Source organism: Pseudomonas sp. Q11 (assembly GCF_024494355.1).
Classification (GTDB): domain Bacteria; phylum Pseudomonadota; class Gammaproteobacteria; order Pseudomonadales; family Pseudomonadaceae; genus Aquipseudomonas; species Aquipseudomonas hefeiensis.
On sequence record NZ_JAKNQY010000010.1, the window covers coordinates 1 to 12278 of the forward strand.

Annotated in this window: 12 protein-coding genes; 6 read left to right on the plus strand and 6 right to left on the minus strand. The window is 60.3% G+C overall.

What is annotated here, in order from left to right; translation table 11 throughout:
- Positions 1-66 precede the first annotated feature (66 nt).
- From xerD to ffh, 6 genes are all read right to left on the minus strand, one after another.
- On the minus strand, positions 67-963 hold the full coding sequence (gene xerD, locus MA884_RS12475) for a site-specific tyrosine recombinase XerD (protein ID WP_256230826.1): 897 nt from the start codon (positions 961-963) through the stop codon (positions 67-69).
- A 131-nt stretch (positions 964-1094) separates the two neighbouring features.
- Positions 1095-1445 carry a 50S ribosomal protein L19 gene (gene rplS, locus MA884_RS12480; RefSeq protein ID WP_003175895.1) on the minus strand — a complete coding sequence of 117 codons (351 nt, stop codon included), beginning with the start codon at positions 1443-1445 and terminating at the stop codon, positions 1095-1097.
- Between the two features lie 45 nt (positions 1446-1490).
- Positions 1491-2264: a tRNA (guanosine(37)-N1)-methyltransferase TrmD gene (trmD, locus tag MA884_RS12485; protein WP_256230827.1), complete on the minus strand. Its 774-nt coding sequence runs from the start codon at positions 2262-2264 to the stop codon at positions 1491-1493.
- Complete coding sequence (rimM, locus tag MA884_RS12490; RefSeq protein WP_047227502.1) at positions 2246-2782, minus strand: ribosome maturation factor RimM; 537 nt, start codon at positions 2780-2782, stop codon at positions 2246-2248. The genes trmD and rimM overlap by 19 nt, the downstream gene beginning before the upstream one ends.
- Positions 2783-2787: 5 nt before the next feature.
- The gene (gene rpsP / locus MA884_RS12495) at positions 2788-3039 is read right to left on the minus strand and encodes a 30S ribosomal protein S16 (protein ID WP_003198088.1); all 252 of its coding nucleotides are present in this window, start codon (positions 3037-3039) and stop codon (positions 2788-2790) included.
- A 251-nt stretch (positions 3040-3290) separates the two neighbouring features.
- On the minus strand, positions 3291-4667 hold the full coding sequence (ffh, locus tag MA884_RS12500; RefSeq protein ID WP_092402670.1) for a signal recognition particle protein: 1377 nt from the start codon (positions 4665-4667) through the stop codon (positions 3291-3293).
- Between the two features lie 207 nt (positions 4668-4874).
- Between ffh and MA884_RS12505 the strand changes: the two genes are divergently transcribed.
- The 6 genes from MA884_RS12505 (at position 4875) to MA884_RS12530 (ending at position 12242) form a co-directional block, all read left to right on the plus strand.
- Complete coding sequence (locus MA884_RS12505) at positions 4875-5687, plus strand: inner membrane protein YpjD (RefSeq protein WP_256230828.1); 813 nt, start codon at positions 4875-4877, stop codon at positions 5685-5687.
- A 12-nt stretch (positions 5688-5699) separates the two neighbouring features.
- Positions 5700-6941 carry an HlyC/CorC family transporter gene (locus MA884_RS12510; RefSeq protein WP_256230829.1) on the plus strand — a complete coding sequence of 414 codons (1242 nt, stop codon included), beginning with the start codon at positions 5700-5702 and terminating at the stop codon, positions 6939-6941.
- A 176-nt stretch (positions 6942-7117) separates the two neighbouring features.
- Complete coding sequence (locus tag MA884_RS12515; protein WP_256230830.1) at positions 7118-8431, plus strand: MFS transporter; 1314 nt, start codon at positions 7118-7120, stop codon at positions 8429-8431.
- Positions 8432-8581: 150 nt separating this feature from the next.
- On the plus strand, positions 8582-10996 hold the full coding sequence (gene lon / locus MA884_RS12520; protein ID WP_256230831.1) for an endopeptidase La: 2415 nt from the start codon (positions 8582-8584) through the stop codon (positions 10994-10996).
- A 209-nt stretch (positions 10997-11205) separates the two neighbouring features.
- Positions 11206-11598, plus strand: a complete 393-nt coding sequence (locus tag MA884_RS12525; RefSeq protein ID WP_256230832.1) for a protease inhibitor I42 family protein — start codon at positions 11206-11208, stop codon at positions 11596-11598.
- A gap of 2 nt (positions 11599-11600) precedes the next feature.
- Positions 11601-12242, plus strand: coding sequence for a lysoplasmalogenase (locus MA884_RS12530; protein ID WP_256230833.1), 642 nt, complete (start codon positions 11601-11603; stop codon positions 12240-12242).
- Positions 12243-12278: the final 36 nt, after the last annotated feature.

The window sequence follows — 12278 nt, forward strand, 5'->3', positions numbered from 1 at the left end:
AGCAAGCTGGGCTCCCACATGGGTTCTCGGGTGTTCATAAGTTTGGGGCTCACCCCAAGGGGTTACTCAACCGCGGGGATGGTGTTTGGCATGCAGGTCCTGCAACCGCGCCCGGGCGACATGGGTGTAGATCTGGGTGGTGGACAGGTCACTGTGACCCAGCAGCATCTGCACCACCCGCAGGTCGGCGCCGTGATTGAGCAGGTGCGTGGCGAAGGCATGACGCAGGGTATGGGGGGACAGTGACTTGCCGATCCCGGCCACCTTGGCCTGGTGCTTGATGCGGTGCCAGAAGGTCTGGCGAGTCATCTGTTCGCCGCGCAGGCTTGGGAACAGCACGTCGCTGGGGCGCCCGCCCAGCAGTTCATGGCGGGCGTCGCGCATGTATCGCTCGACCCAGACGATTGCCTCTTCGCCCATCGGCACCAAGCGCTCCTTGCTGCCTTTGCCCATCACCCGCAGCACGCCCTGGCGCAGGTTGACCTGCTCCAGCGTCAGGCTGATCAGCTCGGTAACCCGCAGGCCACAAGCGTACAAAACCTCCAGCATGGCCCGGTCGCGCTGACCGATGGCTTCGCTGAGATCCGGCGCCGCCAGCAGCGCCTCTACATCGGCTTCGGATAGAGACTTGGGTAATGGTCGCCCGAGTTGCGGCATCTCCACGCGCAAGGTCGGATCCACAGCGATCAGCTTTTCGCGCAGCAAATAACGATAAAACCCACGCAAACCAGAGAGCAATCGCGCGGTCGAGCGCGGCTTGTAGTTCTGCTCCAGACGCCACGCCAGGTGATCGAGAATCAACTCTCGCCCGGCATTGGCCAACTCCAGGCCTTGCTCCTGTAACCAGCCATTGAACAGCGCCAAGTCGCTACGATAGGCATCGCGGGTGTTATCGGACAGGCCCTTCTCCAGCCACAAGGCGTCGAGAAACTGGTCTATCAGCGGGTGATCAATGGCTGCCATATAAACTCATGAGGGATGCGTGCGTATGCGGCATCGAAACGGGAATGATGAGGTGCAGGGTGCTCAAAGACCAAATCGCAGGCAACAAAAAAGCAGCCCGCAGGCTGCTTTTTTTGCATCGGAAGCTGGACTTAAGCCAGTTTTTCCTTGATGCGAGCTGCTTTACCCGACAGGTCACGCAGGTAGTACAGCTTGGCTTTACGCACATCACCGCGACGCTTGACAGCCATGCTGTCGATCTGCGGGCTGTAGGTCTGGAAAGTACGCTCTACGCCAACACCGTTGGAGATTTTACGAACGGTGAATGCACTGTTTACACCACGGTTACGCTTGGCGATAACAACGCCTTCGAACGCTTGCAGACGCGAACGGTCGCCTTCCTTCACTTTCACTTGAACGACAATGGTGTCGCCCGGGGCAAAGGTAGGGATTTCTTTGGTCATCTGCTCTGCTTCGAGTGCAAGGATGATTTTGTTAGTCATGCTGTGCTCCTAAGGCAAGTCGTCGGACTTACCATCGATACGTTGTTAACTATCGTCCCGCTCGCGGATGTATTCCTCGAGCAGCTTCTTCTCTTCTCCAGAAAGCGAGCGGCTTTCCAGAAGATCGGCGCGTCGTTCATAGGTCCGACCAAGGGACTGCTGTAAACGCCAACGCCGGATGTGCGCGTGATTGCCACTTAGCAATACGTCGGGAACACGCTGATCCGCATACACCTCCGGTCGGGTGTAGTGCGGGCAATCCAGCAGACCATCCGTAAAGGAATCTTCCTCGGCGGAATCTGCATGCCCTAAAGCTCCAGGCAGCAGTCGTGTAACCGCATCGATCAGGACCATCGCCGGCAGCTCGCCGCCAGACAGTACATAGTCGCCAATCGACCACTCTTCATCGACATGAGCTTCAATAAAACGCTCGTCAATGCCTTCATAACGGCCGGCAATCAGGATCAATGCATCCGAATTTGCCAGCTCGCGTACCGCCGACTGAGTCAGCTGACGGCCTTGGGGCGACAGGTAAATCACCTTCGCGCCCTCCCCGGCTGCGATTCTGGCCTGAACCAGTGCGTCTTCCAGGGGCTTGATCTTCATCACCATGCCCGGACCACCGCCAAACGGGCGATCGTCTACAGTGTGATGCCGATCCGTGGTGTAGTCCCGCGGATTCCAACAGGTAAGCTGTAGCAGCTCCTGTTTCACCGCGCGGCTGGTTATGCCGTACTCGCTGATGGCGGAAAACATCTCGGGAAACAACGTGATGACTTCAACGCGCAAATTAGCCACGTTTAGAAATCCGCATCCCATTCCACCTTCATCTCGCCTGCTGCAAGGTCAACGGCCAACACGCATTGCTCGGTATAGGGCAACAGGCGTTCGCGATCATCCAGGCTGCCGACGCAAGGCTTTACCACCATGACATCGTTCGAACCGGTCTCGAGCAGGTGATCGATTTTCCCGAGCAATTGCCCAAGGTGGTCGATGACCTTCAGACCCACCAGCTGGTACCAGTAGTACTCGCCGTCGGTCAGTTCAGGGAACAGGTTGCGTGGCACGCAGATCTCAAAACCGGCCAGAAGACGCGCTTCTTCACGATCATCGAGATCCTTGAGCTTTGCGACCAGGAACTTGTCGTTCCCACGTCCGCTGACCAGCTCAACCTGTTTCACGCTACCTTCGCGCTTGAGCGTCCAGGTTTTGTAGTCCAACAGGTTTTTGATCGGATCAGTAAAGGAATAAACCTTCACTTCGCCGCGAACGCCATGAACAGAATAGATTTTGCCGACAACGATCAAATCATCAGCATCTTTTGGCGTCGCGTTCATATTGCTCAGGCCGCAGCCTTAGCCGATTCCTTCAACAACTGAGCAACACGCTCAGAAGGTTGTGCACCAACGCTCAGCCAGTAGGCTACGCGCTCTTGGTTCACGGACAGACGAACTTCCTGACCACGGGCAACAGGGTTGAAGAAACCAACCTGCTCCTTGTGGGAACCGTCGCGCGGGTTGCGGCTGTCGGTTACGGTCAGGTGGTAAAACGGGCGCTTTTTGGAGCCGCCAAGGGCAAGACGGATTGTTAGCATGTGAACATCGTTCCTGTAGTCGGTGCTGCAAATCTAAATGCACAGCGGGCATAGGTGCCCGAAAGGCCGCATATTCTAAGGAATATCCGGACTTTTGCAAATGTCTTTTTCCGGCGCCTGGCGCCGTGCGATCAAGATTTGCCATAGAGCCGTCATGAAAAACGGCAGGTCAGCTCCCGTGCAGCACGGGTTTGCTGGAGATCCCCGCATCCGTGCGGGGCAACGCCGACATGACAGCCGGCGCAGATTCTTTACATTTTCGGCATACCGCCGCCGGGCAACATACCGCCCATGCCGCGCATCATCTTGGCCATCCCGCCCTTGGCGGAGAACTTCTTCATCATCTTCTGCATCTGCTTGTGCTGCTTGATCAAGCGACCGATGTCCTGCACCTGGGTGCCGGAACCCATGGCGATACGGCGTTTGCGCGAACCGCTGATCAGCTCAGGGTCGCGGCGCTCGGCCGGGGTCATGGAGTTGATGATGGCTTCCATCTGCTTGAACTGCTTTTCAGCCGCGCCCTGGGCATTGCCCATCTGCGCCAGGTTCACGCCACCGATGCTCGGCAGTTTGTCCATGAGGCCGCCGAGGCCGCCCATGCTCTTCATTTGTTGCAGCTGATCGCGGAAGTCTTCGAGGTCGAAGCCCTTGCCCTTCTTCAGCTTCTTGGCCAGTTTGTCGGCCTTGTCCTTGTCGAGCGTCTGCTCGGCCTGCTCGATCAGGCTGAGCACATCGCCCATGCCAAGGATGCGTGAGGCGATACGCTCGGGGTGGAACGGCTCGAGCGCTTCGCTCTTCTCGCCCATACCGATGAACTTGATCGGCTTACCGGTGATGGCGCGGACCGACAGCGCGGCACCGCCACGGGCATCACCGTCGACCTTGGTCAGGATCACGCCAGTCAGCGGCAGCGCATCACCGAACGCCTTGGCGGTGTTGGCCGCGTCCTGGCCGGTCATGGCATCGACCACGAACAGGGTTTCCACCGGGTTGATTGCGGCATGCAGCGCCTTGATCTCGCCCATCATCTCTTCGTCGATGTGCAGGCGACCGGCGGTATCGACGATGACCACGTCGATGAATTTCAGTTTTGCTTCTTTAATAGCCGCCTGGGCGATGTCCACCGGCTTCTGGCTCAGGTCGGACGGGAAGAACGTCACGCCGATGTCGTTGGCCAGGGTTTCCAGCTGTTTGATCGCCGCCGGGCGATAGATGTCCGCGGACACCACCATCACCGACTTCTTCTTGCGCTCTTTAAGGAAACGCGCCAGCTTGCCGGCCGTGGTGGTCTTGCCCGCGCCCTGCAGGCCGGCCATCAGCACCACCGCTGGCGGCACGGCGCTCAGGTTCAGGTCTTCGTTGGCGGCGCCCATCAGGCTTTCGAGTTCGGCCTGGACGATCTTCACGAACGCCTGGCCCGGCGTCAGGCTGCGCGACACCTCGGCGCCGACGGCGCGTTCCTTGACCGAATTGACGAAGTCCTTGACCACCGGCAGGGCGACGTCGGCTTCGAGCAACGCCATGCGCACTTCGCGCAGGGTGTCTTTGATGTTGTCCTCGGTCAGCTTCGCCTTGCCGGTAACATGGCGCAGCGTCTGCGAGAGACGGTCGGTTAGGTTTTCAAACATGCGCGATCCTTTCAGGCCCAGATAAGACCGGGATAATGGCGGCCCAGACCGTAAAAAATGTGCTCGGCGAGCCTGCGGCGTGGGCAGGTCGCGGATTATAGCGAAGACTGCGCCCGACGCACACCTCGCCGTCAGTTGCGCCGGTCTTTCGTGCGATGGGGATTCTATGCCAAACTCAGCGCCTTTCGGGCCTGCCTAACAGGATTTATGCTCCCCTTGTCACCCAGTTTGCTTGCCTCCCTCGCCGCCGCTTGTCTTTATGCCGCTGCGACCTTCTATCAAGGCACCCGCCTGGCCACCGGCGCCAAGGCGAACAAACGCCTGCTGGTCATGCTCGGCGTGCTGGCGGTGCTCGGCCACGCGGCCAGCCTTTATACCCACCTGATGACGCCAATTGGCCTGGGCCTGGACTTCTTCAACGCCGCCAGCCTCATTGCCGTGGCCGTGATCGCCCTGACGCTGCTGGCCTGTTCACGCATCCCGGTGGAAAACCTGCTGGTGCTGCTGTTCCCGCTGGGACTGGCCACGGTGCTGCTGGCGCAATTCGCACCGTCGGGCACGGTGCAGATCATCGATGAAGAGCCGGGCATCCTGGCCCACATCCTGCTGTCGATCCTCGCCTACGGCCTGTTCACCATCGCGGTGTTCCAGGCCTTGCTGCTGCTGGTGCAGGATCACCAGCTCAAGCACAAGCACCCCTCCGGGCTGATTCGCAATTTCCCGCCACTGCAAACCATGGAAAGCCTGCTGTTCGGCTTCCTCTGGGCCGGCTGGACCCTGCTGTCGTTGTCGCTGATCTCTGGCTGGTTGTTCGTCGAGAACCTGTTCGCCCAGCACCTGGTGCACAAAACCCTGCTGGCGTGCCTGGCGTGGGTGGTGTTCAGCGTATTGCTGTGGGGCCGAAATCGCCTGGGCTGGCGCGGCCATAAAGCCATTCGCTGGACCCTGGCCGGTTTCTGCCTGCTGATGCTGGCGTACTTCGGCAGCAAGCTGGTTCGTGAATACATTCTGCATGTCTGACGGACGGCTCTGATGGATATGTTGCCCGTGGGGCCGCTGTTCGCTGTACTGGTCGTGCTGATCCTCTGGTCCGCCCTGTTCACGGCCATCGAAGCCGCCCAGCAGCATTTGCTGGCCCGCCGCAAGGCTTCGCGCGCCGGAGACAAACCGCTGGCGAAGCTGAGCTTCCCCCGGGACAGTCTGATTTTATGCAATACCCTCTGCCGCGCCCTCGCGGTGGTCATCGGCACATTGCTGGCGATTTTTACCTGGCTGCAACACGGCCCCTGGCTGGCCTGGCTCGGTACCAGTGCGGCCCTGCTGGTCTTTGCCGATTACCTGCCGCGTACCCTGGCCACCCGCCACCCCGATGCGGTGCTGGCATTGGGCAACGCCTTGCTTGGCGTGCCCTTGAAGATTCTTTATCCATTTGCCTGGCTGTTGAATGGCATCAGTCAATTACTGCTGCGTCCGTTTGCCCGCCAGGCAAGCGTGGTACAGCAAAACGACGATGAAATGCCCACACCCGCGCGCAACGATCATGAACCCGAACACAGCGGCGGCCGGCCGCATCCGGTTTCCGGCATCCATGCCCTGGACAACATTACCGTCAACGATATCCTCGTGCCCCGCAGCGAGGTCGATGGCATCAACCTCGACGATCCCATCGGCGACATCATTGAACAGTTGCGCCTGAACCGCCGCACTCGCCTGCCGGTGTTTCACAGCGACATCAACCAGGTCGAAGCGGTGCTCAACACCCGCCAGATCCGCCACCTGCTGAAGGACGCGAGCCTGACCCAGGAAGCATTGCTGGCCGCCTGCCACGAACCCTACTTCGTTCCCGAAAGCACGCCACTGCAGCTGCAGCTGCTGAACTTCCACAAGCAGCAGCGGCGCCTGGGCATGGTGGTAGACGAATATGGCGAAGTGCTGGGCATCGTCACCCTGGAAGACATCCTTGAAGAAATCGTCGGGGAGTTCGAAAGCGAGCACAGCCTCGACAACCCCCACGTTCATCCCCAGCCGGATGGACGCCTCCTGATCGATGGCGCCGCCTCGATCCGCGAACTGAACAGGACCCTGGGCTGGCACCTGCCTTGCGAAGGGCCCAAGACCCTCAACGGCCTGGTGACCGAAGCCCTGGAAACCATTCCCGAGAGCCCGGTGTGCCTGAAAATCGGCCGCTATCGCCTGGAAATCATCGAAACCGTGGATAACCGCGTCAGCCAAGTGCTGGTGTGGCATAACAGTTCGGCGGCGCTGACGTCCTAAGCCCTGCACAACCCTGTGGCGAGAGAGCAAGCGCCACTATGTGTACGGACTCTCTTGTTGAATCGTTAGCCCCCTTCCTATACTCAACCCGCTTATCCAGCGCGCGCCAGCGGGCCGAGGGAGTTCGACCAAAATAATTAGCTCCAACGGAGCACATGACTGTCAGGGATAACTGCATGACAACAACCACTTGCAACGAAGCTGTGTCTGCCCCGCCGACGAACTCCGCCACCCGCGTGGCGACCGCAAGTTTCATCGGCACTGCCATTGAGTTCTATGACTTCTATGTCTACGCCACGGCTGCGGCCCTGGTGATCGGGCCGGTGTTCTTCCCACAAACTTCAGGCACGGCACAGATGCTGTCGTCCTTCCTGACGTTCGGTATCGCATTCCTCGCCCGCCCGCTAGGCTCGGCCCTGTTCGGCCACTTTGGCGACCGGATCGGACGCAAGTCCACGCTGGTGGCGTCTCTGCTGCTGATGGGGGTGTGTACCACGCTCATTGGTGTGCTGCCCGGTTACGCCAGCATTGGCGCCTGGGCGCCGATCCTGTTGTGCGTGCTGCGTTTTGGCCAGGGGCTTGGCCTGGGCGGTGAGTGGGGCGGCGCGGCGTTGCTCGCCACCGAGAATGCGCCCGAAGGCAAACGTGCCTGGTTCGGCATGTTTCCCCAACTGGGACCCTCCATCGGTTTCCTGGCGGCCAACGGGCTGTTCCTGACCCTGGCCATGACCCTGGACGACGAACAGTTCCGCTCCTGGGGCTGGCGGATTCCGTTCCTGCTCAGTGCGGTGCTGGTGATCGTCGGGCTCTATGTGCGACTCAAGCTGCATGAAACACCCGTATTCGCCGATGCCATGGCCCGCCAGGAACGGGTGAAAATCCCTCTGGTCGAGCTGTTCAGCCAGTACTGGGCGCCGACGTTGCTGGGTGCCGCGGCGATGGTGGTGTGTTATGCGCTGTTCTACATCTCGACCGTTTTTTCCCTGAGCTACGGCGTGTCCACCCTCGGCTACAGCCGCGAAACCTTCCTCGGCCTGCTGTGTTTTGCGGTGCTGTTCATGGCTGCCGCTACGCCGCTGTCGGCCTGGGCCAGCGACCGCTACGGGCGCAAACCGATCCTGATCATTGGGGGGCTGCTGGCGATTGCCTCGGGTTTCCTCATGGAACCCTTGCTGACCCAGGGCACAACCTGGGGCGTGGCGCTGTTCCTGTGCATCGAGCTGTTTCTGATGGGCGTGACCTTCGCCCCCATGGGCGCCTTGCTACCGGAACTGTTCCCCACCCATGTGCGCTATACCGGCGCCTCGGCGGCCTACAACCTGGGCGGCATCGTCGGCGCATCGGCCGCCCCGTTCTTTGCCCAGAAACTGGTGGCGATGGGCGGCTTGAGCTACGTCGGCGGTTATGTGTCGGGGGCGGCTGTGCTTAGCGTGATCGCGGTGTTGTGCCTGAAAGAGACGCGGCATAACGATTTGAACAGGGTCGCCTGAACCATCGGTGCGGGTCCGGCAACAGGCCCGCACCGAACCTGTCACAAGACTGAATGCCTTGCAATGAAATAACAGCTAACAATCGTCCACCATTGAAACCACCCCTCGCCTGCCCCATCTAAGACCCATACTCCATTGCGCAGGTGCCCCATGAGCGACCAGCACTCTACTGAAGCCACGAACGATTACGCCGACCCCGAACACATCGAACACACCTCCTCCGGCACCGGCCTGGCCCTGCCCGGCCAAAACCTGCCGGACAAGGTCTATATCATTCCCATCCACAATCGCCCGTTCTTTCCGGCCCAAGTGCTGCCGGTCATTGTCAACGAGGAGCCCTGGGCCGAAACCCTGGAACTGGTCGCCAAATCCGAACACCATTCCCTGGCGCTGTTTTTCATGGACTCGCCCCAGGAAGATCCCCGCCACTTCGACACGTCGGCGCTGCCGCTGTACGGCACGCTGGTCAAGGTGCACCACGCCAGTCGCGAAGCCGGCAAACTGCAGTTCGTTGCCCAAGGCCTGACCCGCGTACGCATCCGCACCTGGCTCAAGCACCATCGCCCACCGTACCTGGTGGAAGTCGAATACCCGCACCAGCCAAGCGAGCCGACCGACGAGGTCAAGGCCTATGGCATGGCATTGATCAATGCGATCAAGGAACTGCTTCCGCTCAATCCGCTGTACAGCGAGGAGCTGAAGAACTATCTCAACCGCTTCAGCCCCAACGACCCTTCGCCCCTGACCGACTTTGCCGCTGCGCTCACCTCGGCCACCGGCAGTGAGTTGCAGGAAGTGCTCGATTGCGTCCCGATGCTCAAGCGCATGGAAAAAGTGCTGCCGATGCTGCGCAAGGAAGTTGAAGTCGCGCGGCTGCAGAAGGAGATTTCTGCCGAGGTCAACAACAAGATCGGCGAACATCAGCGCGAATTCTTCCTCAAGGAGCAGCTGAAGGTCATCCAGCAGGAGCTGGGGCTGACCAAGGACGATCGCAGCGCCGATCTTGAACAATTCGAGCAACGGCTGGAAGGCAAGGACCTGCCGGCCCAGGCGCAAAAGCGCATCGAAGAGGAGATGAACAAGCTCTCGATCCTGGAAACCGGCTCGCCGGAATACGCCGTCACCCGCAATTACCTTGATTGGGCGACGTCAGTGCCGTGGGGCGTATATGGCCAGGACAAGCTCGACCTCAAGCACGCGCGCAAGGTGCTCGACCAGCACCATGCCGGGCTGGGGGACATCAAGGACCGCATCCTCGAGTTTCTTGCGGTGGGTGCCTATAAAGGCGAAATCAGCGGTTCTATCGTGCTGCTGGTGGGGCCGCCGGGGGTGGGCAAGACCAGCGTCGGCAAATCCATCGCCGAAACACTGGGTCGGCCGTTCTACCGCTTCAGCGTCGGCGGCATGCGCGATGAAGCCGAAATCAAGGGTCATCGACGTACCTACATCGGCGCTCAGCCGGGCAAGCTGGTACAGGCGCTTAAAGATGTCGAGGTGATGAATCCGGTGATCATGCTCGATGAGATCGACAAGATGGGCCAGAGCTACCAGGGCGATCCGGCCTCGGCCTTGTTGGAGACCCTCGACCCGGAACAGAACGTCGAATTCCTCGATCACTACCTGGACCTGCGCCTGGACCTGTCGAAAGTGCTCTTCGTGTGCACCGCCAACACCCTGGACTCGATCCCTGGCCCATTGCTGGACCGGATGGAAGTGATTCGCCTGTCGGGCTATATCACCGAAGAGAAGGTCGCCATCGCCAAGCGCCATTTATGGCCCAAACAACTGGCCAAGGCCGGCGTGTCTAAAGGCAGCCTGAATATCACCGACAGCGCCCTCAAGGCCCTGATCGACGGTTATGCCCGTGAAGCCGGGGTGCGACAGCTGGAGAAACAGCTAGGCAAGCTGGTGCGCAAGGCGGTGATAAAACTGATCGACGACCCGAAAGCCGTGATCAAGCTCGGACCCAAGGACCTTGAGGCTTCCCTGGGCAAGCCGGTGTTCCGCAACGAGCAGGTGCTGTCCGGCATCGGCGTGATTACCGGCCTGGCCTGGACCAGCATGGGCGGCGCGACCCTACCGATCGAAGCGACACGCATCCACACGCTCAATCGCGGCTTCAAGCTCACCGGGCAACTGGGGGAGGTGATGAAAGAGTCCGCGGAAATCGCCCACAGCTACGTCAGCTCGCATTTGAAGCAATTTGGCGGCGATCCGAAATTCTTCGACGAAGCCTTCGTTCACCTGCACGTTCCCGAAGGCGCCACCCCCAAGGACGGCCCGAGTGCCGGGGTGACCATGGCCAGCGCTCTGCTGTCCCTGGCCCGCAACGAGGCGCCGAAAAAAGGCGTGGCCATGACCGGTGAACTGACCCTCACCGGACACGTGCTGCCGATTGGCGGGGTGCGCGAGAAAGTGATCGCGGCGCGACGGCAGAAAATCAATGAGCTGATCCTGCCGGAAGCCAATCGGGGCAACTTCGAAGAACTGCCGGACTATCTCAAGGAAGGCGTCACGGTGCACTTTGCCAAGCGGTTTGCCGATGTGGCCAAGGTGTTGTTCTGATAGTCCTGTAGCGCTTGTGCGGGCCTCATCGCGAGCAGGCTCGCTCCCACAGTGGCTTTGTGTTGTTCACAACATGTGTGATCCACACCCAACCCTTGTGGGAGCGAGCCTGCTCGCGATAAGGCCATGAGATCCAACACATGCCCAGCTGACACACCCAGTAGCATCTTCGGTTATGCTCGCCGTTCGTCGTGAATGCCGGAGCCCTTATGTCCCTCACCCGCCTGCTCGTCCCTTTCAGCCTTGCCCTGCTGAGCGCCTGCGCCACGCAACCGAAACACAACGTGACCGTGGAAAAACTGAGCCAATGCCCGGTGCAGCTCACTAGCGGGCAGAACCTGATCCTGAATTTGCCCAGTAACCCCAGCACCGGTTATCGCTGGGCGATCCAGGATTCGGCCGGCGGCGTGCTGAAGGCCCTGGGGCCTGAGGTGTACCGCAACCCGGAAGACGCCGGCATCGTCGGCGCGGCCGGGGTGTCAACCTGGCGTTTCCAGGCATTTGCTGCCGGAACCGGTCGCTTGCGCCTGACCTATCAACAGCCCTGGGCACCTGAAGTGCCGCCGGTGGAAACCTTTGACTGCGCCATTTCGGTGAATTGATCGTGGGTTGGCTGATCCTTGCATTGATGGGCGCGGCCACCTATGTGTACGGGCTCACTGTGCATGCCACCCTGCTGTGCTTGCTGGTCAAGCCGATGCCGGTGCTGGCCCTGCTCGGCTGGCTGCACGATGCGCCACCCAGCGAATATCGACGCTGGATCAGCCTGGGACTGATTTTTTCGGTGGCGGGCGATGTGCTGCTGGCTTGGCCCGGGGATCTGTTCGTGTTCGGCCTTGGCGCGTTTTTGCTGGCGCACCTGGCCTACCTGAAAGCCTATCTCAGCGACTGTCGCCGCCCGGCGCTGCTATCACTGGCCCTGGCATTGGCATTGGGGCTTGGCGCAACCTTGCTGGGGATTCTGATATCGAGCGGACTTGGGCCTTTGCTCGTCCCGGTGATTGTCTATGGCCTGGCCATCAGCGCCATGCTCTGGCGGGCGCTGGCGCGACTGGGCACTGAAGTCCCGGAGCGTTCGGCCTGGCTGGCCGCTGCCGGGGCCCTGGCATTCGTGTTTTCTGACAGTTTGATTGGAATAAACCGGTTCGTGGCGCCCTTTCATGCCGCGCCTTACCTGATCATCGTCAGTTATTGGCTGGGCCAGTGGGGCATTACCGCGTCGGCGTTCCCGCAAAAGCAGCATTGAACAGAGATTAATGTGGGAGCAAGGCTTGCCCGCGAT